23 protein-coding genes and 1 pseudogene are annotated in these 22,195 nt (G+C 69.7%); 14 read left to right on the top strand and 10 right to left on the bottom strand.

All coding sequences use genetic code 11. The features are described 5' to 3' along the window. Positions 1–128: 128 nt before the first annotated feature. The 8 genes from ACVTJA_RS43310 to ACVTJA_RS43275 form a co-directional block, all read right to left on the bottom strand. Entirely contained in the window at positions 129–383 is a 255-nt protein-coding gene (locus ACVTJA_RS43310; protein ID WP_465829515.1) for a hypothetical protein, read from the bottom strand. Positions 384–394: 11 nt separating this feature from the next. Further along, positions 395–1,384 (bottom strand): FAD binding domain-containing protein, encoded by a 990-nt coding sequence (locus tag ACVTJA_RS43305; protein WP_465829513.1) that lies wholly within the window; start codon positions 1,382–1,384, stop codon positions 395–397. A gap of 18 nt (positions 1,385–1,402) precedes the next feature. Continuing rightward, positions 1,403–3,883: a xanthine dehydrogenase family protein molybdopterin-binding subunit gene (locus ACVTJA_RS43300; protein WP_465829511.1), complete on the bottom strand. Its 2,481-nt coding sequence runs from the start codon at positions 3,881–3,883 to the stop codon at positions 1,403–1,405. After that, positions 3,883–4,527: a (2Fe-2S)-binding protein gene (locus tag ACVTJA_RS43295; RefSeq protein WP_465829510.1), complete on the bottom strand. Its 645-nt coding sequence runs from the start codon at positions 4,525–4,527 to the stop codon at positions 3,883–3,885. The genes ACVTJA_RS43300 and ACVTJA_RS43295 overlap by 1 nt, the downstream gene beginning before the upstream one ends. A 158-nt stretch (positions 4,528–4,685) precedes the next feature. After that, positions 4,686–6,620 (bottom strand): tetratricopeptide repeat protein, encoded by a 1,935-nt coding sequence (locus ACVTJA_RS43290; RefSeq protein WP_465829508.1) that lies wholly within the window; start codon positions 6,618–6,620, stop codon positions 4,686–4,688. Next, entirely contained in the window at positions 6,617–7,114 is a 498-nt protein-coding gene (locus ACVTJA_RS43285) for a hypothetical protein (RefSeq protein WP_465829507.1), read from the bottom strand. The genes ACVTJA_RS43290 and ACVTJA_RS43285 overlap by 4 nt, the downstream gene beginning before the upstream one ends. Continuing rightward, on the bottom strand, positions 7,111–7,707 hold the full coding sequence (locus ACVTJA_RS43280; RefSeq protein ID WP_465829505.1) for a PH domain-containing protein: 597 nt from the start codon (positions 7,705–7,707) through the stop codon (positions 7,111–7,113). Before ACVTJA_RS43280 ends, ACVTJA_RS43285 begins: the two co-directional genes overlap by 4 nt. Further along, positions 7,704–8,339, bottom strand: a complete 636-nt coding sequence (locus tag ACVTJA_RS43275; RefSeq protein WP_465829503.1) for an RNA polymerase sigma factor — start codon at positions 8,337–8,339, stop codon at positions 7,704–7,706. The genes ACVTJA_RS43280 and ACVTJA_RS43275 overlap by 4 nt, the downstream gene beginning before the upstream one ends. A 134-nt stretch (positions 8,340–8,473) precedes the next feature. On the opposite strand from ACVTJA_RS43275, the gene ACVTJA_RS43270 reads away from it, so the two are divergent. The 8 genes and pseudogenes from ACVTJA_RS43270 to ACVTJA_RS43235 all read left to right on the top strand — a co-directional run bounded on the left by ACVTJA_RS43270 (position 8,474) and on the right by ACVTJA_RS43235 (position 14,784). Further along, positions 8,474–9,475 (top strand): hypothetical protein, encoded by a 1,002-nt coding sequence (locus tag ACVTJA_RS43270; protein ID WP_465829501.1) that lies wholly within the window; start codon positions 8,474–8,476, stop codon positions 9,473–9,475. Between the two features lie 236 nt (positions 9,476–9,711). Then, on the top strand, positions 9,712–10,227 hold the full coding sequence (locus ACVTJA_RS43265; RefSeq protein WP_465829499.1) for a hypothetical protein: 516 nt from the start codon (positions 9,712–9,714) through the stop codon (positions 10,225–10,227). Between the two features lie 13 nt (positions 10,228–10,240). Further along, on the top strand, positions 10,241–11,701 hold the full coding sequence (gene tnpC, locus ACVTJA_RS43260; protein ID WP_465826334.1) for an IS66 family transposase: 1,461 nt from the start codon (positions 10,241–10,243) through the stop codon (positions 11,699–11,701). Between the two features lie 8 nt (positions 11,702–11,709). Beyond that, positions 11,710–12,063, top strand: a pseudogene (locus ACVTJA_RS43255) (hypothetical protein); the annotation flags it as partial. A gap of 122 nt (positions 12,064–12,185) precedes the next feature. Next, complete coding sequence (locus ACVTJA_RS43250; RefSeq protein WP_465829497.1) at positions 12,186–12,653, top strand: toxin-antitoxin system YwqK family antitoxin; 468 nt, start codon at positions 12,186–12,188, stop codon at positions 12,651–12,653. Between the two features lie 74 nt (positions 12,654–12,727). Continuing rightward, complete coding sequence (locus ACVTJA_RS43245; RefSeq protein ID WP_465829495.1) at positions 12,728–13,867, top strand: S1 family peptidase; 1,140 nt, start codon at positions 12,728–12,730, stop codon at positions 13,865–13,867. 78 nt (positions 13,868–13,945) lie between these two features. Continuing rightward, positions 13,946–14,581: a hypothetical protein gene (locus ACVTJA_RS43240; protein ID WP_465829493.1), complete on the top strand. Its 636-nt coding sequence runs from the start codon at positions 13,946–13,948 to the stop codon at positions 14,579–14,581. After that, positions 14,578–14,784: a hypothetical protein gene (locus ACVTJA_RS43235; protein ID WP_465829492.1), complete on the top strand. Its 207-nt coding sequence runs from the start codon at positions 14,578–14,580 to the stop codon at positions 14,782–14,784. The genes ACVTJA_RS43240 and ACVTJA_RS43235 overlap by 4 nt, the downstream gene beginning before the upstream one ends. A gap of 3 nt (positions 14,785–14,787) precedes the next feature. Here the strand turns inward: ACVTJA_RS43235 and ACVTJA_RS43230 are convergent, their stop codons facing one another. Further along, positions 14,788–15,033, bottom strand: a complete 246-nt coding sequence (locus ACVTJA_RS43230) for a hypothetical protein (RefSeq protein WP_465829490.1) — start codon at positions 15,031–15,033, stop codon at positions 14,788–14,790. 63 nt (positions 15,034–15,096) lie between these two features. Between ACVTJA_RS43230 and ACVTJA_RS43225 the strand changes: the two genes are divergently transcribed. The 4 genes from ACVTJA_RS43225 (at position 15,097) to ACVTJA_RS43210 (ending at position 20,226) form a co-directional block, all read left to right on the top strand. After that, positions 15,097–16,350, top strand: coding sequence for an MFS transporter (locus ACVTJA_RS43225; RefSeq protein WP_465829488.1), 1,254 nt, complete (start codon positions 15,097–15,099; stop codon positions 16,348–16,350). 239 nt (positions 16,351–16,589) lie between these two features. Next, complete coding sequence (locus ACVTJA_RS43220) at positions 16,590–17,414, top strand: SDR family oxidoreductase (protein ID WP_465829486.1); 825 nt, start codon at positions 16,590–16,592, stop codon at positions 17,412–17,414. Positions 17,415–17,501: 87 nt separating this feature from the next. Beyond that, positions 17,502–18,770 carry a family 16 glycosylhydrolase gene (locus ACVTJA_RS43215; RefSeq protein ID WP_465829484.1) on the top strand — a complete coding sequence of 423 codons (1,269 nt, stop codon included), beginning with the start codon at positions 17,502–17,504 and terminating at the stop codon, positions 18,768–18,770. 34 nt (positions 18,771–18,804) lie between these two features. Continuing rightward, the gene (locus tag ACVTJA_RS43210; RefSeq protein ID WP_465829482.1) at positions 18,805–20,226 is read left to right on the top strand and encodes an RICIN domain-containing protein; all 1,422 of its coding nucleotides are present in this window, start codon (positions 18,805–18,807) and stop codon (positions 20,224–20,226) included. A gap of 26 nt (positions 20,227–20,252) precedes the next feature. On the opposite strand, the gene ACVTJA_RS43205 is transcribed toward ACVTJA_RS43210, so the two are convergent. Further along, positions 20,253–20,393 (bottom strand): hypothetical protein, encoded by a 141-nt coding sequence (locus ACVTJA_RS43205; RefSeq protein ID WP_206724883.1) that lies wholly within the window; start codon positions 20,391–20,393, stop codon positions 20,253–20,255. 418 nt (positions 20,394–20,811) lie between these two features. On the opposite strand from ACVTJA_RS43205, the gene ACVTJA_RS43200 reads away from it, so the two are divergent. Beyond that, on the top strand, positions 20,812–21,426 hold the full coding sequence (locus ACVTJA_RS43200; protein WP_465829480.1) for a hypothetical protein: 615 nt from the start codon (positions 20,812–20,814) through the stop codon (positions 21,424–21,426). A 57-nt stretch (positions 21,427–21,483) separates the two neighbouring features. Continuing rightward, positions 21,484–22,098: a hypothetical protein gene (locus ACVTJA_RS43195; RefSeq protein ID WP_465829479.1), complete on the top strand. Its 615-nt coding sequence runs from the start codon at positions 21,484–21,486 to the stop codon at positions 22,096–22,098. Positions 22,099–22,195 lie beyond the last annotated feature (97 nt).

The raw sequence follows: 22,195 nt of genomic DNA, 5'->3' as shown, positions 1-22,195 counted from the left end.
ACTCGGCCCGCGAAGTTGTAGCCGCTGAAGGCGTGGGGGGCACGCCGGGCAAAGAAGTGCCCGGCGTGCTGCCTTCGGTCGGGACGCAGCTCCCGGCCGAAGGGGAATCGCCGAACCACCGCTCCGGCTCACTCCAGGATGCGACTTCCCTCGGAATCGGCCTCGGGCTCGCGGAAGCACGCGCGCGCCGCGCCGCAGGCGTGCGGATGCACGAGGTCGTCATCCGGCCCCACGCTCTCGCCCGTGCCGACACACCAGAACGTCGCCGTCGACACGTAGCCGGTGTCCCAGTCCACGGACGCGTCATACCGGACGCCCGGCGTGCCCTTGGAGCGCAGGCGCCGGCAGACGGTGGGTGGCTTCTGCTCTCCGCTGGAGTCCATGCGCGCGCTCCTCAGGCCTTCACCGCGGCGAGCACCGTCCTGCGGACCACCGCTTCCAGGACGGGGACCTTGTACGCGTTCTTCGACAGCGGCGTCGCGCCACTCACCGCCGCCTTCGCCGCCTGCCGCGCGAGCGCCTCGTCCAGCGGCTTCCCCACGAGGAGCTTCTCCGCCTCCGTCGCGCGCCGGGGCGTGGGCGCCACCCAGCCCATGGCGATGGCTGCCTCGCGCACCACCTTGCCGTCCATGCGCAGCACCACCGCGACGTCGCAGATGGGCCAGTCGTAGCTCTCGCGCTCGCCCTGCTTGTGGTACGCGGCCTTCGTCCCCGCCGCGGGCGCGGGGATGCGCACGCGCGTCAGCACCTCGTTGGGCGCGATGATTGTGTCGCGCGGGCGCTTCATGTCCGGAGGCAGCAGCAGCTCGGACACGGGCACCGTGCGCGTCTTCCCTCCCGGGCCGGTGAGCTCCACCGACGCGCCATACGCCACGAGCGCCGTGGCCGGCGTGGAGGCGTGCACCATCACCGTGCGCTGGTTGTCGAAGATGGCGTGGTACTGGTTCTCTCCCTCGCGCACCCGCTCGACGCCGTCGCCTCCGGCCTGGTGGAAGAAGTCATTGCGGAAGTACCAGCAGCGGGGCCGCTGGAGGAGGTTGCCGCCGATGGTGGCGGCGTTGCGCACCTGGGGCGTGGCCGCGTGCTCGGCCGCGTCCGCGAGCGCCACGAAACGGCCGCGCACCTCGGGCTCGCGCGACAGCCGCGCCAACGTCACCAGCGCGCCGAGCTCCAGGCCCTGCTTCGCGTCGTAGCGCACGCCATCCAGGCCCCGGATGCTCTTGAGGTTCACCACCCGGTGCGGCTGGACGACGCCATTCTTCATCAAGTCCAGCAGGTCCATGCCGCCGGCCTTCGCCATGACGGGCTGGCGCTCGTTCGACTCCCCCAGCAGGGAGACGGCCTGCTCCACGGATTCCGCGTCCACCCACTCGAAGCTCTGCATGCGTCCTCCGAATCCGTCTCAGGCCCGCAGCGCGGCGAGCACGTTGGCGGGCGTCATCGGCAGCGTGCGGATGCGCTTGCCCGTCGCGTTGTAGAAGGCATTGGCCACCGCCGCGGCTGTCGCCACGTTGGCGGGCTCGGCCACGCCACGCGCATCCGTGGAGGACTGCGCGCCGAGCTGCTCCAGGACGATGACCTCGATTCGCGGCACCTCGCGCGAGCCGACAATCTTGTATTGGTCCACGTTGGCGTTGAGCTGGTGGCCGCTCGCCTGGTCCAGGTGACGCTCCTCGTAGAGCGCGTAGCTGACGCCCTGAATCACGCCGCCGTAGATCTGGCTCTCTGTGAGCTTGGGGTTGATGGGGCGCCCACAGTCGTGCACCGCGACGACGCGCTCCACCTTGACGATGCCCGTCTCCGTGTCGACCTCCACCTCGGCGAACTGCACGCCGCCGATGCCGTGCCGGCTGATGCTCATGTCCGGAGTGGCCATCGCGTAGCCCTCGTAGTCGTCGCGGCGGTCGGCTCGGTGGGACAATTCGCGCACGCCGGACTTCTTCACCGCCTCGCGGAAGGGCATCGAGGCGGACGGCTTGCCCTTCACGGAGACCTTCCCGTCCGCGAAGACGATGTCGTCCGCGTTCGCCTCGAACAGGGGAGCGATGCGCGCGGCCAGCTCGCGGGCACAGCGGTGGGCGGCGTTGCGCGCGGCGGGCGTCAGCGAGCTGGTGACGCGGCTGCCGCCGGACGCGGGCCCCTGCGGGTAGCGCGAGTCCCCCACGTACGCGGCGATGTCCTCGGGCTTGAGGCCGAACTCCTCAGCCACCACCTGCGCGAGGATGGTGCGTGTCCCGGTGCCGATGTCCTGCGTGGCGCTGAAGGCCTCGACGGAGCCGTCCCCCGACACGCGCACCTCGCACGAGGTGTTCCGGTGGACGAGGTAGACCCACTGCGACTGGGCCATGCCCATGCCCCGCTTGATGGGCCCCTTGTCCGAGCCCGCCGGCCGCCGCTTGCTCCAGCCAACCTTCTCCGCGCCGACCTTGCGCTCGTGCGCGCGGGCCAGCGAGTCGTCCGTGCCGGAGACGTCAATCTTCGCGCGCAGAGCCAGTGCATCCATGCCGAGGCGCTCGGCCAATTCGTCGATGGTCTGCTCCAGGGCGAAGATGCCCTGCACCTGGCCGGGCGCGCGGAAGGCGGCGCAGGGGCCGGCGTTGGTGAAGACGTCGTACTGCTCCACATGCACGTTGGGGCACGCATAGAGCGTGGAGTGGGCGAAGCCCACGCCCGCGCCTCCGGCCACGCCGCCACTCCCGTAGGCCTGCACCTGGAGCGCGACGAGGGAGCCGTCCTTCTTCGCGCCCAGCTTGAGGCGCTGGATGCTGTTGGGGCGGTTGCCGCCGGACACGTGCTCCTCGCGGCGGTCCAGAATCATCCGCACCGGTGCCCGCGCCTTGCGCGACAGGTGGATGGCGAGCAGGCCGTAGTTGCCGATGCCGTACTTCGCGCCGAAGCCGCCGCCGGTGAAGTCGCTGATGACGCGCACCCTGTTCTTCGGAAGCTCGAAGAGCTCGGCCGCCTCGTCCCGCACGCTGCCCAGCCACTGGGTGGACGCGTACAGGGTCAGCATGTCGTCCTTCCAGTCCGCGACGAGCCCGTGCGGCTCCATGGGCACGTGCGTCTGCACCTGGGTGCGGTACTCCGCTTCAATCACCACGTCGGACTCGCTCAAGCCCTTCGCCACGTCTCCGCGGGGGCCCATGCCGCGTGGCTTCGTGTCCGGGCCGCGCACGTTGCCCTTCTGCGGCAGGCCCGGCGGCGCGCCTCCGCCTCCCGCGGTGGCCGGCTGCTCGGTGGGGCCGGGGAAGACGCGGGGCGCGTCCTCCTTCATCGCCGCTTCGATGTCCGTCACGTGCGGGAGCGGCTCGTACTCCACCTTGATGAGGCGGGCCGCGGCCTCGGCGGCGCGGGGCGAGTCCGCCGCCACCGCGGCAATCGGCTGGCCCGCGTAGCGCACGGTGGGGTAGCGGTTGCCCGCTTCCGCCTTCGGGTCCCTCAGCTTCGCGGTGGAGAGGACGCGCTCCAGGATGTGGATGGCACGCACGCCCGGGTAGCGCTCGGCCGCCGAGGTGTCGATGGACTTGATGCGCGCATGCGGCAGCGGTGAGAGGACGCGCTGGCCCCAGAGCATGCCCGCAAGCTGGACGTCGAAGGTGTAGCGGGCGCGGCCCGTCACCTTCTCGATGCCGTCCAGGCGGGAGATGGGCTTGCCGATGGACTTGAGCTTCGCGTTCTCCGGCAGCGGAGGCGGCTCGTCGAGCGGCACCCTCCGGGTGACCTCCTTCAGGCCGGCGCCGACGATGCCGTACTGCATCGCCTGCTCCCTCGAAGGACCCGGGTTGGGAGGCGGCGGCTTCTGGGGGCCTCCCGCCTGCGTCTTCTGGCCGTCGGAGGGCTTCGCGGTGCCCTGCGTTCCGCTGGTGTCCTTGACGTCCTGCATCAGCTCTTCCCCTTGCCCTTGCCGCTCACCTGGGCCGCGGCGAGGGTGGCCTTGAAGACGTTGGGATAGGTGCCGCACCGGCACAGGTGGCCGCTGACCGCCTGCTTCACGTCGTCGAGCGTGCACTTCGGGTTGCGCTCCACCAGCGCGGCGCAGCTCATCACCATGCCGGGCGTGCAGAAGCCGCACTGGAGCGCGTCGTTCTCCACGAAGGCGCGCTGCACCGGATGCAGCTCGTCCCCGCGCGCAAGGCCCTCGATGGTGGTGACCTTCCTACCCCGCGCATCGAAGGCGAGCGTCATGCAGCTCGCGGCCACCTCGCCGTCGAGCCACACCGTGCACGCCGAGCAGGCACCACGGTCACAGCCGACTTTCGTCCCCGTCATGCCGAGCTGGTTGCGCAGCAACTCGGCCAGCGTGGTGCCGGGGTCGGCCTGCACGATGACGGTGCGGCCGTTGATGTCGAGCTGGAGGGTGGACGGCTCGGGCCCGAGGACGGGTGGCGCGGCCTGGGTGGCGGCCTGCGCCACCGTCTGCACCAGCGTGGTGCTCAGCGCAGAGGCACCCGCGCCGGTGAAGAAGGCGCGGCGGGAGAGCCTGGGAAGCAGCGGCTTCGGGGCGGAGTCATCGTCGGATGGGGCCAAGGTCGATTGCTCCTCTCGGCCACATCGTTACCAGGAGCCCCCCTCCGGCCACCCGGGATTGCAGTGAACGGGCGAGGGCAGTTTCGGCTTCTCAACGAATCCCGCCCGGGAACAAAGCCCGAGGACATTTCGTCCCCTCAGCACCACCGCGCGCCTGCTCACCACGAGGCGCCCAGCTCGAGCATCAGCACGTGCTTCTCGTAATTGCCATTCGTGTAGTCGTAGACATGGCAGAGGTAGTCCGGCGCCGTGCACGTGCCGGGCTCGTCCTCCAGGCGCGTGTCCACGTTGGAGCGATTCACGAGCAGCTCGTAGCGCGCGGTGGCTTGCAGCCAGCGCGACAGCCGCGCGCTCACTGCGGTGCCCAGGGTAAAGCGCCAGTCGCGGCGTCGCTTCAGGTTCCAGTCCCGCTCGGTTCCATCCAGCGAGGTGACGCGCAGGAAGCTCTCGTCCAGGTAGTTGCGCCGCTCCAGCTCGGCGTCGAGGCTCGCGTCGAACACCGGGCCGAACACGCCGCGTGCGGAGGCGCCCACGGCATGTCCCGCCCAGCCGAAGGGGATGACGTACTCCCGCGAGGCGCCCGTGGTGTCGGCGGTGGTCTCCTGCACCAACGTGCCGATGCGGTCCTCGCGGTAGCGGTACCACGCCGTCACGCTCCGCGACTTCAGCCGCAATTCCTGGGACAGCGTCGCATCGAAGCGCGGGCCGGTGAGGTAGTCGAACTCGCTGGCGAGGCCGGACTTGCGCGCGAAGGTCACGTCCACCCGGGTGCTGGTGAGCTCGCTCTCGTCCACCGCGAGCCAGCCCCAGCCATTCACCGAGCCCTGCAGCCCGCGGAAGTCGGCCAGGCCGGTGAAGAACAGGTCGCCTCCTCCGGAGAGGCCCACGCGCAGGTGGCGGGCGGCCTCCCACTCGAAGGTGGCCGCCGCGCGATGCAGTTGCAGCGAGTAGTCGCGCACGGACTCGAGCGTGTAGATGCGCTGGCTCCCGCTGTAAGAGAGGTAACCGAAGAGCGAGTCCGAGAGCCGGAGCCGGGCCGCGAGCCCCACGCTGGCTTCCCCGAAGGGGCTCGCGGTCTCCACCTCGGAGCTCGCCCCGGACACGTCGCGCGGCGCCACGCCGACCTGCAGCACGTTGCCGTCGAAGCCGCCAGCCACCGTGGCGTACAGCCGCGAGCCAGGGCCGCTCGCGCGCAGGCCGAAGGAGAGCCGGTCGAGGTACTGGTGCGCGGTGCGCCGGTCCATCGCGTCGAGGGTGAGGGACAGCGCCGCGGTGATGTCCTCACGCGCGACGGCACGGTCGCCCGTGCGCCAGGCGGAGGCTCCGGCCATGAGCCGGGCCCGGCCCGAGCTCGGGTCCTGTTCCGCGGCCTGGAGGAAGTGCGCGCGTGCCTCGTCGAAACGTCCCGCGTCGAAGGCCGCGAGGCCTTGGCGATATGAGACGTCGCTGCTGCTCACGGGCTGTCCCGTGGCCTGGGCGATGAGGGCGCGCAGCTCCTCTATCTGGAGGGCTTCGTTCTCCGAGGCGCCTGAGGCCGCGCGGTCTGCCCACGTCGTGGCGCGCTCGGGGGCGCCCGCGTCGAGCGCGGCGAAGCCGGCGTTCAGCCAGGCGACCCGGGCGAGCGTCGCGTCCGAGGCGGCGTTGGCGAAGGCCTGCTCGGCTTCCTCGAAGCGGCCGAGCGCGTAGAGACAGGCGCCCCTGTTGAAGTTCCACAGGGCCGGCTCCGGTGCGTCCTCCGCGCGCCCCGCCGCGTCGAGCGCCTCCAGCGCCTCGGCGGAACGGCCCGCGCGGAAGCGGGAGAGGCCCACGAGATAGAGGGCGGCACCGAGCCGGGGCGGGCGGGCTGCTTCCTGGGCGAGCTGCTCTGCTCGTGCGTAGTCGCCGCGAGCGAAGGTCTCCTGTGCGGAGGCCAGCAGGTCCTCCGCGTCCGCGGGTTCGTCATGGGCGTCCGTCGAGCGGGCAGAGACGTCTCCTGCCATGGCCACGCGAGGCGTCTTCGCGAGCTCGCCATGGGCGAGCGCCTGTTGCTCCGGAGCAAGCGGATCTGCCGTGGCCACCAGGGCCACGAGCGCAAGCGCTGGGACGACCGTCATGGTCGCGGCTGGTTCGGCGGCGGAGGCAGGGGCTGTGAGGAAGACGGCGGCGGCGCGCCATCCGTCCGAGGAGACGAATGCCGTGAGCGCCCGTCCCCGCCCGACTGGGGCGGCCCGCCACCGGCTCTCTCCCGTTCCCTCTCCGAGCCGGACGGCTTCTCGCGAGAGTCCGCACCCGGTGGAGGACGGACCGCATCCTCGCGCGGCGGCGGCGCCGGGCGCTCCATGCGCATGCGGCCGAAGATGGTGTCCACCTTCTCACCAGGAGCAATGACATCCACCGTGTGCGAGCTGCGCACGCGTGCCCCCGACTCGGGCGCGGGGGCCGGAGGGGCGGGCGTCTTCGCCGGAGCCTCGGGAGGCCGCACCGCGCCCGTCCCCGTGGACGGCGGCGGTGTCGCGGGCGGGGGAGCGGCCTGCTGCTGCGCTCCCGCGGCACCCGCCACGAGCAGCACGAGCACCACGAGGGCGCGCGCTGGAAGGTCCCTGTTCATCCGTCCGTCACCTCCAGCACCACGTCGTGCTCGATGCGCTGGCCGCCGGCACGTGCCTCGGCCGTCACGAGGTAGCGGCCCGGCCGCTGCCCGCGCACCGCGATGGGGATGACGTTGCTACCCGCACTGAGTGCTTGGGTCCACTGGAAGGAGCGCAGCGGCAGTTCCTCTCCGTCCGCCCAGAACGAGAGCCCCTCCGGCAGGCTCACCTGGAAGTCCGCCTGCTCCACGGCCACGTCCGCCGTGAAGTCCAGCTTGATGACCGCCACCTTGCTCACGGGCACCTGCGTGCCCGGCACCGCGAGGGGTTGCGCCGCCTCGGCCACGGTGGGCGGGGCAGGGGGCTTCGACATGGCCCCCAGCACCAGGAACGCGGCGACACCGGCCGCCACACCCACGGACGGCCAGAGGATGGGAGCCCGGTGCCGGAACTGCCAGCGCACCCAGTCCCACCCGGGAGCGGGGTCCGGAGGCCCGGCCTCCACCAGCCGCCGGTGGAGCGCGGACTGGAAGTCGGGCGAGGGCGAATCGTCCCGCAGTGCTCCCAGGCGCTCGCGCAGCGCGCGGTCCTCGGTGTCTTCGGGCTCACTCATTTACCGCTCCTCGGTCCTTGGGACGAAACATCGCCCGGGAATGTTCCCACCGACCCACCCCCACCCGGGGTTCCGGGGGCCTGCCCGCCCGCCAGCAGGGTGCGGAGCTGCGTCCGGCCCCGGGACAGGCGCGACTTCACGGTGCCCACCGGCACTCCTTCGATGGCGGCCACCTCTTCATAGCTGTACCCCTCGACGTCGAAGAGCACCACCGCCGTGCGGAACTCCGCGGGCAGTGCCCGCAGCGCGCGCCACAGCCGCTCCTTCTCCTCCGCGCGGGCAATGCCCTCGTCGGCGGGTACGGCGCCGGATGGGGCGCGGACATGCTCCACCTCCAGCGGCTCCTCCATGGCGCGCTCCCGGCCGGCGCGGCTGCGTGCGGCGTCGAAGAAGACGTTGCGCACCACGGAGTAGAGCCACGTCTTGAAGGCGGACTGGAAGCGGAACGAGCGCAGGCTCTTGTAGACCTTCACCAGCGCTTCCTGCGCCAGGTCGTCCACGTCCGCCTCCGATGCGGCGAAGGCGCGCGCGAAGCGGCGTATCTGCGGCATGTGCGAAGCGATGAGGAGCTCGAAGGCGCGAACGCTGCCGTCCTGGGCCTCGGTGATGAGTGCGCGCAGCTCGTCGTTCACGGTCAAGGCGCCAGTGTATCGGCGCGCGCGGCGCGTCCTGCAAGCACGGAAGCACCGAGTGCCGGGAACACGAAAATAAATCCTCTCGTCCCATGGGCGCAGTGGGCCGGGCACCGGAACACCAAGGAGCACGAATGATGCGCAGGAACAGGGGCAGTCAGTGGCTGGGAGCACTCGCACTCGCCGCGGGTGCGATGACGGTGGGTTGCAGCTCCGACAAGACGGCGGACGAGACCACGTCGGAAGTCTCCCAGGCCGTCGAGGCCGCCTCGGATTCGAGTGACGCGGTGGAGGTGTCCAGCCTCCTGCGCGGGCTGGACAAGCTCCGGCCGCACTCGGTGGAGGGCTTCCACTGTGACGACAGCCCGGACATCACCTATGTGGATGTCTGCGGCCAGAGTCTGCCGGCCACCGTGCACCTCGAGTGGACCGAGTGCGCCGCGCCCTCGCGGCCCGGCGGCGGACACGGCGGTGGTGGCGGACGCGGTGGTGGCGGTGGCGGTGCGCCTCCGGGGGACGGCACGGTGCGCGCCCACTCCACGGACGCGGCCTCTGCTGACGGCGGCGCGCCGGGCGGACACGGCGGGCCTTCCTCGGGCACGGTGGACATCACCACCACGTACACGGCGCCGGAGAACTGCGAGGGCGCGGTGACGCAGGAGCAGACCGTCACCTTCAACATCTCCCGCACCAACTCCGCCGGTGACGTCTCCACGTCGCAGGGCACCACGTCCTCCACGGCGGAGCTGACGCTGGGCTCGCCGCCGCGCACGAAGGCCACGCAGGCGGACGTGACGCGCACGAAGACGGACGCCTCCGGCGCGGTGGTGAGCCAGGTGCACCTGACCGGCTCTCTGTCCGTCGCGTTCTCCGACGACACGCCGCCGGTGCGCACCATCGACGGCTCCTACGCGGAGGAGTCCCTCGACGGCACGCAGGCCACCATCACGCTCGCGGGCATCATCCGGCCGTCGCGCGACGTCTGCCCGTGGCCCACGTCCGGCACGCTGACGCGCGCCACCAGTGACGGCGAGACGCACGTGCTGACGTTCGGCCCCGAGTGCGGTGACGCGACGCTCGACGGCACCGCGGTGGACCTGCCCGAGCGCGGCGAGCGAGGTGGGGGACGCCACTAAGGCCTCCCCGAGGCTCCGCGGCCCGGGGGAGGTTTCATTCCCCCTCGCCAACCCCCGGGCCGCGGCCTCTGCTGTCGGGAGACATGTCTGTCATTGGACATGTCTCGCCCGACCCATCCCGGAGTCAAAACAGACTTGTCCTCAGTTTCTAAGTTTTCGGTTTGACGTCTACTGTTTGGCCTTCCAAGCTTCTTCCCGTTCGTGCGTGAAGCCGACGCGCGGAAGCGAGAACGGGAATGAAGGCGCTCTGGCTGTGCGGAATCACGGTGGCCGTGGCGATGTCGCTGGTGGGCTGTTCGGACGGGCCTGCGGACCCACGGCAACAGGATGAGGCGGAAGGCTTCACGCTGCTCCAGCATGACGAGACGACGCTCGAGGCCCGCTACGGCGCGGGCGGCGCGTCGGTGCGGATGCTGGTGGTGGAGACGGAGTCGAAGGTCGTCGAGGTGACGTACGACTTCGGAGCGCCGGTCATCGGCTTCCACATCGACTTCAACCAGGGCGTGGGCCGCTTCAATCCGAGCGGCGCTCCGCTCGACGCGGCGCAGTCCGCGCTGATGGGCCCGTTGTTGGAGGGCCTCGGCAAGGTGGCGCCGGTGGACGAGGCCCAGCGCACGCGCGTCGAGGACGCGGCGATGCGCCAGACGAGCTTCATGCAGAGTAACCGTTCACCGACCGATGCTCGACTGGTAGGCCTGCTGAGCATCGGACGGTGGGCAGGCGGGCGCTCGACGGTGGCCGCTCGCGCGTGAGACACCGTGGTGCGTGGCGGCGGTGGACCCCAAGGACGCGCGTATCGCGGAACTGGAAGCGCAAGTGGCCGCGCGCGATGAGGTCATCGCCCGGCTGATGGCGAAGGTGGAGGCGCTGACGGCGCGCGTGGCGGAGCTGGAGGCACGGCTCAACCAGAACTCCAACAACTCCTCAAGACCGCCCTCCTCGGACGCACCTGGCACCCCGCGCCAGCCCAAGAAGCCCACGGGCCGGCGTCCCGGTGGACAGCCCGGCCACAAGAAGCACGAGCGCGCACTGCTGGGGCCCGAGGACGTGCAGCACGTCGTGGAGTTGATGCCCAGCCAGTGCCGGGGCTGCAAGGGCCGGCTGCACGGACGCGACAGCGTGCCCCGGCGTCATCAGGTAGTAGAGGTGCCAGTCCTGTCGGCCATTGTTACCGAGTACCGCTGCCATGCACTGGCGTGCTCGGACTGCGGGCTGGTGACGCGTGCCGAGGTGCCCGCGCACGCGCGCAGCGTCTTCGGTGACAGGCTTGCCGCGCTCGCCTCGCTGCTGGTGGGCAAGTATCGCCTCTCCAAGCGACTGGTGAAGGATGCTCTGTCGGACATGCTGGGCGTCGAGCTGTCGGTGGGCAGCGTCAGCAACCTGGAGGGCGAGATGGCCGACGCGCTCGCCTCACCGACGGCCGAGGCCCTCGCCTACGTGCAGTCCTCGGAGGCGGCCAACGCTGACGAGACGGGGTTCGCAGAAGGGCGTGAGAGCGGCCGGGCCCGCCGCGCCTGGCTATGGGTAGTGGCCACTGCGCTGGTGGTGGTGTTTCACATCGCCAGGAACCGCAGCGGCAAGGTCGCCCTCCAACTGCTCGGCGAGGACTTCGCGGGCTTCCTCACCACCGACAGGTGGAGCGCCTACGAGTGGGTGGACGCGGGGCTGCGGCAACTGTGCTGGGCCCACCTCACACGCGACTTCCAGGGCTTCATCGACAGAGGAGGAAGGGGCGGACGGATTGGCCGCGAGCTCATGCGCGAGCGCAACCGCTTCTTCAAGTGGTACCACCGCGTGCGCGACGGCACCCTGGCGCGCGAGGACTTCGAGAAGCGCATGCGCGGCGTGGAACGCAGAGTCGGCCGGCTGCTGCGCAAGGCGGTGCTGCGGGCAGAGAAGAAGACCGCCGGCATGGCCCGGGAAATCCTCCGGTGGGAGAAGTGCCTCTGGACGTTTGTCGATGTGCCGGGCCTCGAGCCCACCAACAATTTTGGCGAGCGCTGCATCCGGCACGCCGTCATGTACAGGAAGACGTCCTTCGGCACGCAGAGCGAGGCGGGCAGCCGCTTCGTCGAACGCATCTTCACCGCCACCACCACCCTCAAGCTACAGGGCCGTGACGTGCTCGCCTTCCTCACCGATACCCTCGCCGCGCACCGCCGCGGCCTGGGCGGGCCTTCGCTCCTACCCGCCACGCCTGCACATCAGCTCACGCTCTCCGCCTGAGCCGGTGAACGGTTACCATGCAGATTGTCCCCGTCGGTGAGGCCCTCACGCCGTACGAGTTCGTCTCGGAGCGCGGTTGGACGCATATCTCCTGCACCTGCGGCAACCAGTACATCGGCTCCGGCTACTACCGTCAGGCGGGCAGGGGCTGTGGCTGCACGGGCGGCTCGGGCAATGGTTGTAAGGGCCGCTGCGGTCAGGGTTGCGGCATCACCAGCACGCCCGCGTGCGTGGGCACGACGGCGTACACGCAGGACTGCGCCAAGCACGACTACGGCCTCGGCAGCTTCTCGGCGGCCTCGGACGACTACACGTTCGCGAGCAACAACTGCAGCTGCAGCGGGGTGGGCACCTGCTACTGAGAACCCATTCCAAGGTCCTCGTCGCGCTGGCCGCTCTCGCTGGGGTGTTCGGCTGCGGCCGTGCTTCCGGCCCCTGTCCCGACGGAGCGCGGCTGCATGGCCGTGCGCCGCCGGAGGGCACCGTGCAGTGGTGCGCGAAGTCCAACGGCACGAAGCATGGCCGCTGGGCGGAGTGGTACTCCAACGGCCAGTTGAAGACGGAGGGCCAGTACGTCGACGGGAAGATGGAAGGCCGCTGGGTGAGCTGGTTCGAGGATGGCGTGAAGCAGCTCGAAGGTGAGTACCGCGGCGGCCTCAAGCAGGGCCCGTGGACCCTCTACTACGAGGAGGGACAGAAGAATCGCGAGGAGGTCCATACCGCGGGTTCCCCGGAGATGAAGTGGACGGCGTGGCGCTCCGACGGGACGAAGTGGGCGGAGGGCACGCTCGTCGCGCACCAGGCGCAGGGGCTGTATTCGGAGTGGCACCCCAACGGCACGCTCGCCGTGAAGGGTGACTACGCGAATGGCGCGAAGGCGGGGGAGTGGAAGTACTGGGACGCGGATCGGAAGCCCTCGGCCACGCCGCAGGGTGACTTCGCGAGGGACTGACGCATCGTGCGCTTCGGTCCGCACGTGAGGCCCGCGAGGCTCCTCGTCACGAGAGGCCTCGCGGCGGCGAGCACATGAGGCTCGTCGGAGTTCTCCTCGCGTGGGGCCTCGTGGCGGCAGGCGCGTGCGACCATCCGCGCACGCCCGAGTCCGGCGACCTGGCGGTGCGAGCCAGCGTCGTGGGCGGTGCGCCCGAGCCGGGCTATCCGGCGGTGGGCGCCATCGTCCCGGTGTCGCCCCTCTGCGGCGAGCCGGAGGCGGAGGCACCCGTTCTCTGCACCGGGACGCTGGTCGCTCCACGAGTCGTCCTCACGGCGGCGCACTGCGTGGAGAACGCCGACGCGCCGCAGGTCCTCTCGGTTGTATTTGCCTCGGAGACTGCGCGCGCATCCGGCACGGAGCGCGTGCGCGTCGTCGACGGGCGGCTCCACCCCGGCTGGCGCGCGGGAGCGCACGACATCGGCGTGCTCATCCTGGCCGAGGACGCGCCCGTCTCACCGATGCCACTCCACCTCGCTTCGCTGCCTCCGGACCTGGTGGGGCGCACGACGCGCGTGGTGGGCTTCGGCCTGGACGACGAGGGCCGGACGGGGCTGCGCCACAGCGGCACCGCGCGCGTGACGTCTTTGGACGAGGGCACCTTCTCCATCGAAGGCGCACCCGCCATGTCCTGCGGAGGCGACAGCGGCGGCCCGTCCCTCCTGGAAGTCGATGGCACCGAGCTCCTGAGCGGCGTCACCGCGTACGGAGACCTCGCCTGCACGACGGGCACCAACACGCGCGTCGACGCGCACGCGGACTTCCTCCAGGCGGTGATGGAAGAGACCACCCGCGCGCCGCCCACGCGGGCACCACTCGACGCGACGGCGGATGCATGCGCGATGCATTGCGAGGCCCACGCCGACTGCCCGCTGGGAATGGCCTGTGTCGACCAATCCGGAGGAGGGCGGAGCTGCGCGGTGGCGGGCCTGGAGGCCGGCCGCTTCGGAGCCCGCTGCTCCGGACCCGATGGCACGCGCCCGTGCGTGAAAGCGGGCGTCACATGCCGGGCGTGGCTGCCCTGTGAGGAGACGACGGGAGGCGGCTGCGCCGCGGCGGGTGGCACTGCTGGAGCGTGGACCTGCGCTACGCTGCTCGGGCTGGCCCGTCTGCGCGCCCGCCGCTACTCCAGGTCTCTGTCGCGTTTTCAGGAAGTGAAAAGTGCGGAGAGGTAGGTGGAGGTCGCAACCTTTCTTCGCCGTCCGCGATAACTCATCTTGAAGACTCCCTCGCCGCCCCCGCGAAGGCCCCCCATGGTGAAGATCAACCGGAAGACGTCCTCTTCCTCCCCCCGAGCCGAGACACCGCCTCCACCGAAGTCGCCCGCCGCTTCCACCAAGAGCAACTCTTCGCCCACCCCGTCGCGGACGAACTCGGTCTCCTCGCCGTCGTCCTCCAAGCCGAAGCCGGCGCGCCAGGATGACTTCGACACGGGGGCGCCGAAGCCGCGCTCGCGCCGTCCGTCCAACGAGAGGACGCAGCAGGTGAGCGGCCCGGAGGCGAGCAACTCGAAGAAGCCGACCACCAACGCGGAAGTCCGCCAGTGGTACCTGGACAAGGTGAACACCATCCCCGAGCTCGACAGGCAGTGGGCCGCCCAGGGCCTCTCCATGGAGGAGCGGGCGAAGCGCGCGGTGGCCATCCGGCACGACGCCCGGCTCGAGGCGCGGAAGATGATGAGCAACCCGCTGGAGCTCGCGATGCTGCGAGCCCGGGACTTCGTCAAGTACGGTAATATCAACGGTCCGACCTTCGACAGCCTGGTGAAGAAGGCCGAGGCCAAGGGGCTCCGTGGCGACGACGTCTTCAAGGAGCTCATTGGCAGCTCGAACCGGACCAACCAGACGGTGAACCAGCACCTCCTCGGAGAAGCGAGGCCGACATCATGACTGCCGAAGAGCTGATGACCCGCAAGCTGAGCTGGTCGAAGGCCAGCGACCCGGAGCACCCCTTCCGCGCCCAGGTGGACGGGCACACGCTGACCATCCGCCTGAATGACTTCCCCGAGGAGCCCATGTACTCGCTCCTCATCGACGGCAAGGAAGCCAGCGACTTCGACGACTGGCCGAAAATCTGGAGCCGTCCAAGCTAGTCGCTAGTTCCCCGGGCGCGAGCCGAACAGCTCGCGCACCAGGTCCCAGGAGTGACGCGGTCCCCGGAACACGGTGAGGACCACGAGCCCCAGGAAGATGAAGACGAAGGGGCCCGAGAGGGCCCCGATGACGGCGCCAGCGAGCAGCCCGCCGAGGCCCGGAAGCAGGCCCGAGGGAAAGCCCAGGGCCGCGCCCACCGCGGCCCCCACCAGCGCTCCAGCCATCATCAAGGGCTCGATGAGGGTCATCGGTTCGTCACTCCCGCGCGATTCACGTTCGCCCGTCGCGAGTCGCTGTTAATCATCCGGCACATGGACGCGCCGTCGCCAGCAGCGCAGCTCGTGCCCCTCACCGTGCAGCGCCGCGTGCGGGGGCTCGTCTTCATCACCGTCTTCCTGGACCTGGTGGGCTTCGGGCTCATCATCCCGCTGTTGCCCTTCTACGTGGAGTCCATGGGCGGCACGGCCACGACGGCGGGCGTGCTGCTCGCGCTCTTCTCCTCCGCGCAGCTCGTCGCCACGCCGCTGCTCGGGCGGCTGTCGGACCGCGTGGGCCGGCGCCCCGTCATCCTGCTGAGCCTGCTGGGCAACGCCATCTCCATGGCGCTCTTCGCGTACGCCACCCGCGTGCACCTGCTGCCCGTGCTCTTCGCCTCGCGAATGCTGGCGGGCGCCACCGCGGGCAACCTCGCCGCGTGTCAGGCCGCCGTGGCGGACGTGACGGACCCGGAGTCCCGCGCGGCGGGCCTCGGCCGCGTGGGCGCCGGCATCGGCCTGGGCATGGTGCTGGGCCCCGTCATCGGCAGCCAGCTCCACGCCTGGTGGGGCGAGTGGGCGCCTCCCACGGCCGCGGCGGTGCTCGCGGCGGCGGCCATGTTGGGCGTCTTCTTCCTCTTCCCCGAGACGCACCCCGACCATGGCCCGGCGCGCACGGGTGGCACGCCGGGCCGGAAGAAGGTGCGGCTGGCCGAGGCGCTGGCCCAGCCGGGCATCGCGCCCATGCTCTCGCTCTTCTTCCTCACCTTCATCGGCATCACCAACCTGCAGGTGTCCTTCGGCCTGCTGGCCCAGGCGCGCTTCGGCTGGAGCGAGCGCGAGGTGGGGCGCCTCTTCGCGCTGATGGGGCTGATGACCTTCGTGCTGCAGGCCTTCGCCATCGGCTGGCTGACGCGCCGGATTCGCGGCTTCACGCTCGTGCTCGCGGGCGCCACGCTGATGGGCGCGGGGCTCGCGTGCATCGCCGTGGCCTCCCAGCCCTGGATGCTGGTCGTCGCCATGGTGCTGGTGGGCACGGGCATGGGCATGCTCCAGCCGGTGCTCGCCAGCCTGGCGTCGGCGCTGGCCGGGCCAGATTTGCAGGGCGGCGTGCTCGGCATCGCCCAGTCGGCGGGCGGGCTGGCGCGCGTGGTGGGCCCCGTGTGGAGCGGCTTCCTCTACTCGACGGTGGCCCCGGGCGCGCCCTTCGTGAGCGGCGTCGTCTCCGCCGTGCTGTCCCTGCTGGTGGCCGGGGCGCTGCGCCACCGCTTCCCGCAGGCGCGCCCGCCTCCCGCCCCCGCGAAGGCCTGAGTCCACTCCGCCCCCGACGCGCGGCGCCAGGAATGACGCACTTCGCGCCACGGCGAGGCGTGTCATGTCAATCAATGAACTGTTTGTATTTCAGTGCGCGCGCAAACCTTCATTTGTGGCCCTGGAAACCTTCAGTGCCTTGGCATCAAAGACAGTCAATGCCTGTTTTCTGGAAAGGAAGTGCACAGGTTTCCGTGTCTGGGCGTTAATAGAGACATCACCCCTGAGTAGGAGACTGCATGAGCGACTCGCGAGGCAGGGTGGTTCTCATCACCGGCGCATCCTCTGGAATCGGGCAGGCCTGCGCGGAGTTGCTGGGCGCGAATGGCCACGCGGTGTACGGCACCAGCCGCCGGCCGTCTCCTGACGGCGAGCGCTACAAGATGCTGGAGATGGACGTCACGCGGGACGACTCCGTCCAGCGCGCGGTGGACGCGGTGCTGGCGGCGGAGGGCCGCATCGACGTGGTGGTGAACAACGCGGGCTTCGTGATGGCGGGCGCCGTGGAGGACGTCTCCATCGACGAGGCCCGGCGCCAATTGGACACCAACTTCTTCGGCGTGCTGCGAGTGTGCAAGGCGGTGCTGCCGTCCATGCGGGCGCGGCAGTCCGGCCTCATCGTCAACATCAGCTCGCTGGCCGGCGAGGCGGGCCTTCCCTTCCAGGGGCTCTACAGCGCCAGCAAGTTCGCCCTGGAGGGGCTCACGGAGAGCCTGCGCCAGGAGGTGGCTCCCTTCGGAGTCGAGGCCACGCTGGTGCAGCCCGGTGACGTGCGCACGCGCGTCCGGGAGAACCGCGTCAAGGCGAGCCAGTCCGGCCCGGGCTCCGCGTACCGCGAGGCCTTCATGAAGGTGCTCCAGGCCGTGGAGGCGGAGGAGGGCGAGGGCATCGCCCCCGCGGCCGTGGCGCAGAAGGTGCTGGCGCTGACGGAGAAGCGGCGTGTGCGCGTGCGCTACACCGTGGGCCACCTGTCCCAGCGCGCCGCGCTGATGGCCAAGACACTGCTGCCCTCTCGCACCTTCGAGCAGATGGTGATGTCCATCTACGGCCTGTCCCGGCGCTGACTTCCTCCACTGTAAAAATAAAGTTCGAGAAATCAGGCTTTCCTCGTGCTACGGGTTTTTGAGAATCCGGACCACGAGGAGGACTGCATGGCCTGGGAGTACGGAAGTGGCGTGGCGAGTCGCTGGATGCTGGCGCTCGCCGCGGGGTGTCTGTTGTTGAGCGCCGAGGCTGCCGCGGCGCCTGTCGGGCAGACCATCTGGCTGAAGGCGTGCTCGACGCAGCAATTCGTCTCGGCGGACCAGAACCTGGGCGCCACCGCGCCGCTGGTGGCGAACCGCGCGTCGGCGCAGGGCTGGGAGCAGTTCCAGGTCATCGACGCGGGTGGTGGCACCATCGCCCTGCGCGCCAGCGAGTCGGGCCTCTACGTGTCCGCCGACACCAACCTCGGCGGACAGCTCGTGGCCAACCGCGCCACCCTCCAGGACTGGGAGCGCTTCGAGTGGGTGGAGCTGGGCAACGGCTCCATCGGCTTGAAGGCGCGCAGCAACGGGCTCTTCGTGTCCGCGGACCTGAACCGCTCCGCGTCCGCGCCGCTGTACGCCAGCCGCACCGCCGTCGGCGGGTGCTGGGAGTCCTTCACCTGGGGCGCCGTGGGCGGAGGCGGCAGCTGGGTCCAAATCTGGGCCGACGAGTTCGACGGCAACAGCGTCAACGCGTCCAACTGGTTCGCCAACACTGGCGTGCACGTGAACAGCGAGCAGCAGCAGTACACGAATTCTCCCAACAACATCCAGGTGAGCAACGGCACGCTGAAGCTCATCGCGCGCAACGAGTGGAACAACGGCTATCCCTTCACCTCCGGGCGACTGGAGAGCGCGGGCCTGCGCGAGTTCGGCCACAGCCGCGTCGAGGCGCGCCTCAAGCTACCGGTGGGCCCGGGCCTGTGGCCGGCGTTCTGGATGCTCGGCAACAACATCGGTCAGGTCGGCTGGCCCGCCTGCGGTGAGCTCGACATCATGGAGAACGTCGGCTACGGCAACTGGACGTCCGGCGCGCTGCATGGCCCGGGCTACTTCGGCAACACGCCCATCACTGGCCAGTTCTACCCGAGCACCCCCGTCAGCGACTGGCACGTGTACCGCACGGAGTTCTCCAGCGCGGACGTGAAGTGGTTCATCGACGGCGCGCTGGTGAAGACGGCGACGCGCGCGGAGGTCGAGCGCTATGGCGCGTGGGCGTACGACAAGCCCTTCTACATCATCCTCAACCTGGCCGTGGGCGGCACCTACCCGAACGGGACGAATGGCGCGACCACGCCCTACTTCGGCGTGCCGCAGTCCACGCTGGACCTCATCCGCCAGACGCCGCAGCAGATGGAAGTCGACTGGGTGCGCGTCTACCAGTGGCAGCAGTAGCCCCCTCGCGTCGAGACCCCTCAAGGAACACACCATGTCCCTCGAAGTCTCTCAGTGGAAGCGCGTGACGCTCGGGGCCGCGTGCCTCGCCACCCTGCTGGCCTGCTCCGCGCAGCCGGAGTCCATCTCCCTCGTCACCGGGGTGCCCGTGGGCGAGGTGGAGTCAGCCGCGCTCGCGACGCGGGTGGTTGGTTACTTCCCCACGTGGGCCGGTGACGTCAACGCCATCCCGTACGACAAGCTGACGCACATCAACTACGCCTTCGCGCTGCCCACCGCGCAGGGCGGGCTCACCGGCGTGAGCGCCACCGACGCGCGGCTGCGCTCGCTGGTGACGGCCGCGCACGCCCGGGGCGTGAAGGTGCTCATCGCGGTGGGCGGATGGAACGACGGCAACGACAGCGCCTTCGAGCAGATGGCCGCCAACGCCAGCGCGCGCACCAACTTCGTCAACACGCTGGTGTCCTTCGTCAACACGGCCGGGCTGGACGGCGTGGACATCGACTGGGAGTACCCGGAGCCCGGCGCCTCCGCGCAGAACTTCGGCGCGCTGGCCCGCGAGCTGGGGGCGGCCATGCACAGCCGCGGCAAGCTGCTCACCGCCGCCGTGGTGGCCAATGGCTACTACGGCGACGGCATCCCCGCGTCCGCGTTCGCCGACGTCGACTTCCTCAACATCATGGCCTACGACGGCGGCCAGCCCCACTCGACGTATGACTATGCCGTCTCCGCGCTGAACTACTGGGTGGGCCGCGGCCTGCCGAGAGCCAAGGCGGTGCTCGGCGTTCCGTTCTACGGCCGCTCGCCTTCGCAGTACGTGGCGTATTCGCAGCTCGTCGCCATGGACTCGCAGGCGCCGTACAAGGACAACGTCGGCGACGTCTATTACAACGGCATCGCCACCATCCAGGCGAAGGCGCGGCTCGCGCTCGGACAGGGCGGCGGCGTGATGATCTGGGAAATCTCCCAGGACACGACGGGCGCCACGTCGCTCCTGAGCGCCATCGCCCAGGTGCTGCAGTCCTCCGGGAGCACCGCGTACCGGCTGGTGAACAAGCTGACCGGCAAGTGCGTGGACATCAATGGCCCGAGCAGCGCGGACGGCGCCACCATCCACCAGTGGGCCTGCCACACCGGCACCAGCCAGCAGTGGGTGATGGAGCCCACGGACAACGGCTACGCGCGCTTCGTGTCGCGCTACAGCGGCAAGGTGCTGGACATCACCGACGTGAGCACCGCCGACGGCGCGCGGCTCCAGCAGTGGGGTTGGGGCGGCGGGGCGAACCAGCAGTTCAAGGCCGTGTCGCTGGGCAACGGCTACTACCGGCTGGAGGCGCGGCACAGCGGCAAGGTGCTGGACGTGACGAGCTGCTGGAGCAGCGGTGACGGCACCGTCCTCCAGCAGTGGACGTGGTCCAACAACGACTGCCAGATGTTCCGCCTGGAGCCGCTGTAGTCGGCATGTGTCCCGGTGCTGCCCTCCTACCGCCAGCGGACGACGGAGGGCAGCACCATGCCCAGCGCGAGCAGGGTGATGGCCAGCCACAGCGACGAGCGGCCGTTGATGGCATGGATGAGGGCGAGCAGGAGCGCGCCCAGGCCACAGATGAGGGGAATGGACATTGGCTTGTCTCGTTTCGTTGACCGCGGGGTTGAGTGGGACGAGCGTGCCGGTGTCGCCGTAGCTCAGTAGACGCCGCACGCGTGAATTTGTGAGCCCCCAGCGGGGGCCTGGCAGTGCCGCCTGGATTCGCGGTCCGGGCCGACGCGGACGTCGTGGATGCATCCCATGGATGCTCCGACGTTCCTGCGCACTTCAATCACGGCCAGTCCGTGAAGCCTTCAGCCATTGAGTGACTCATGACTCCCGGCGCTTCGTCCCGGGGATGGCGCCGGTGATGAATCCGCGCCGCTGAAGATTTCAGGAATTCACACGGCTTCCCGACGCGAGTCCAAGACAGTGCAACAGGCGATGGGCGAGGCAGTCACGGTCCGTCCGGCAAGCCTGTCGCAATCATTTCCAACCCCGAGGAGTAGAGCGATGGCCAATGACATCAAGGTGACGTACCAGAACCTCTCGGACAACAAGGACGGCAGCGTCCTGGTGTTCCTGAAGAACCGAAACGCCGACCTCACCGCCCTGCCGCCCACCGCGTGGCAGGTCATCAGCCGGGTCGGCTTCAATGGCTATCACAACTTCACCTATACGGTGGACACGCAGGTGGCGGTGTCGTGGGACGGCGGCGCCAGCGGCGTGCTGCCCATGAGCGTCGACGAGGGCAGCATCTACGCCCTCAATCAGGTCGAGCAGGACTACGAGCTGATGCAGACGGGTCTGAGCACCGAGGCCAACGAAATCGACGTGGCCAACAACATCCACACGCCGGGTGGCATCGAGGTGACGCTCATCAAGGATGGCGCGCCGGTGATGAAGCAGCCGGGTGTGGGCTTCGGGGACCAGGCCTCCTTCGGTCTCACGCCGAAGATCTACGTGGGCCTGGTGCGCAACGTGGTGAAGAGCTCGACGCTGACCACCGCCGTCATGAGCCAGAAGTTCACCGAGATCGACCTGACGGGTCTGCGCGCCCTGACCTTCGCCCTCAAGGGTGACCGGGAGAAGGGCTACTACTTCTCCGTCATCCAGCGTCTGTCCTGACACATCCAGGCAATCAAGAGGCTTCACCCAACCCCTGTTTCACAAAGGAGCAGAACCATGGCCAATGACATCAAGGTGACGTACCAGAACCTCTCGGACAACAAGGACGGCAGCGTCCTGGTGTTCCTGAAGAACCGCCGCGCCGACCTCACCGCCCTGCCGCCCACCGCGTGGCAGGTCATCGACAGGGTGGGCTTCAATGGCTACCACAACTTCACCTATACGGTGGACACGGAGGTGGCGGTGTCGTGGGACGGTGACGCCAGCGGCGTGCTGCCCATGAGCGTCAACGAGGGCAGCATCTACGCCCTCAACCAGGTCGAGCAGGACTACGAGCTGATGCAGACGGGGCTGAGCACCGAGGCCAACGAGATCGACGTGGCCAACAACATCCACACGCCGGGCGGCATCGACGTGACGCTCATCAAGGATGGCGCGCCGGTGATGAAGCAGACGGGCGTGGGCTTCGGGGACGAGGCCGCCTTCGGCCTCACGCCGAAGATCTACGTGGGCCTGGTGCGCAACGTGACGCAGAGCGAGACGCTGACCTCCGCCGTCATGAGCCAGAAGTTCACCGAGATCGACCTGACGGGTCTGAGCGCCCTGACCTTCGCCCTCAAGGGTGACCGGGAGAAGGGCTACTACTTCTCCGTCATCGACCGCCAGACCTGAGCCGGCAGCCCGCGGACTGCCATGGAGGGGCCGTGCCGGCGCCGCGTGTGCGCGTGCGGCACGGCCCCTTCGTGTTTCTTCCCTTCCCACTTCATGC

This window comes from Pyxidicoccus sp. M6, assembly GCF_055568925.1.
The sequence above is the reverse complement of the archived record's forward strand: the minus strand, read 5'-3'. Positions and strand labels throughout refer to the sequence as shown.

What these genes read in the sequence shown, in the direction of transcription:
- ACVTJA_RS43280 (WP_465829505.1), bottom strand. Translation starts at nt 7,707, where the DNA reads ATGAGTGAGCCCGAAGACACCGAGGACCGCGCGCTGCGCGAGCGCCTG.
- ACVTJA_RS43210 (WP_465829482.1), top strand. Translation starts at nt 18,805, where the DNA reads ATGTCCCTCGAAGTCTCTCAGTGGAAGCGCGTGACGCTCGGGGCCGCG.
- ACVTJA_RS43240 (WP_465829493.1), top strand. Translation starts at nt 13,946, where the DNA reads ATGGTGAAGATCAACCGGAAGACGTCCTCTTCCTCCCCCCGAGCCGAG.
- ACVTJA_RS43195 (WP_465829479.1), top strand. Translation starts at nt 21,484, where the DNA reads ATGGCCAATGACATCAAGGTGACGTACCAGAACCTCTCGGACAACAAG.
- ACVTJA_RS43265 (WP_465829499.1), top strand. Translation starts at nt 9,712, where the DNA reads ATGAAGGCGCTCTGGCTGTGCGGAATCACGGTGGCCGTGGCGATGTCG.
- ACVTJA_RS43285 (WP_465829507.1), bottom strand. Translation starts at nt 7,114, where the DNA reads ATGAACAGGGACCTTCCAGCGCGCGCCCTCGTGGTGCTCGTGCTGCTC.
- ACVTJA_RS43220 (WP_465829486.1), top strand. Translation starts at nt 16,590, where the DNA reads ATGAGCGACTCGCGAGGCAGGGTGGTTCTCATCACCGGCGCATCCTCT.
- ACVTJA_RS43205 (WP_206724883.1), bottom strand. Translation starts at nt 20,393, where the DNA reads ATGTCCATTCCCCTCATCTGTGGCCTGGGCGCGCTCCTGCTCGCCCTC.
- ACVTJA_RS43310 (WP_465829515.1), bottom strand. Translation starts at nt 383, where the DNA reads ATGGACTCCAGCGGAGAGCAGAAGCCACCCACCGTCTGCCGGCGCCTG.
- ACVTJA_RS43290 (WP_465829508.1), bottom strand. Translation starts at nt 6,620, where the DNA reads ATGACGGTCGTCCCAGCGCTTGCGCTCGTGGCCCTGGTGGCCACGGCA.
- ACVTJA_RS43245 (WP_465829495.1), top strand. Translation starts at nt 12,728, where the DNA reads ATGAGGCTCGTCGGAGTTCTCCTCGCGTGGGGCCTCGTGGCGGCAGGC.
- ACVTJA_RS43215 (WP_465829484.1), top strand. Translation starts at nt 17,502, where the DNA reads ATGGCCTGGGAGTACGGAAGTGGCGTGGCGAGTCGCTGGATGCTGGCG.
- ACVTJA_RS43300 (WP_465829511.1), bottom strand. Translation starts at nt 3,883, where the DNA reads ATGCAGGACGTCAAGGACACCAGCGGAACGCAGGGCACCGCGAAGCCC.
- ACVTJA_RS43270 (WP_465829501.1), top strand. Translation starts at nt 8,474, where the DNA reads ATGATGCGCAGGAACAGGGGCAGTCAGTGGCTGGGAGCACTCGCACTC.
- ACVTJA_RS43235 (WP_465829492.1), top strand. Translation starts at nt 14,578, where the DNA reads ATGACTGCCGAAGAGCTGATGACCCGCAAGCTGAGCTGGTCGAAGGCC.
- ACVTJA_RS43225 (WP_465829488.1), top strand. Translation starts at nt 15,097, where the DNA reads ATGGACGCGCCGTCGCCAGCAGCGCAGCTCGTGCCCCTCACCGTGCAG.
- ACVTJA_RS43200 (WP_465829480.1), top strand. Translation starts at nt 20,812, where the DNA reads ATGGCCAATGACATCAAGGTGACGTACCAGAACCTCTCGGACAACAAG.
- ACVTJA_RS43305 (WP_465829513.1), bottom strand. Translation starts at nt 1,384, where the DNA reads ATGCAGAGCTTCGAGTGGGTGGACGCGGAATCCGTGGAGCAGGCCGTC.
- ACVTJA_RS43230 (WP_465829490.1), bottom strand. Translation starts at nt 15,033, where the DNA reads ATGACCCTCATCGAGCCCTTGATGATGGCTGGAGCGCTGGTGGGGGCC.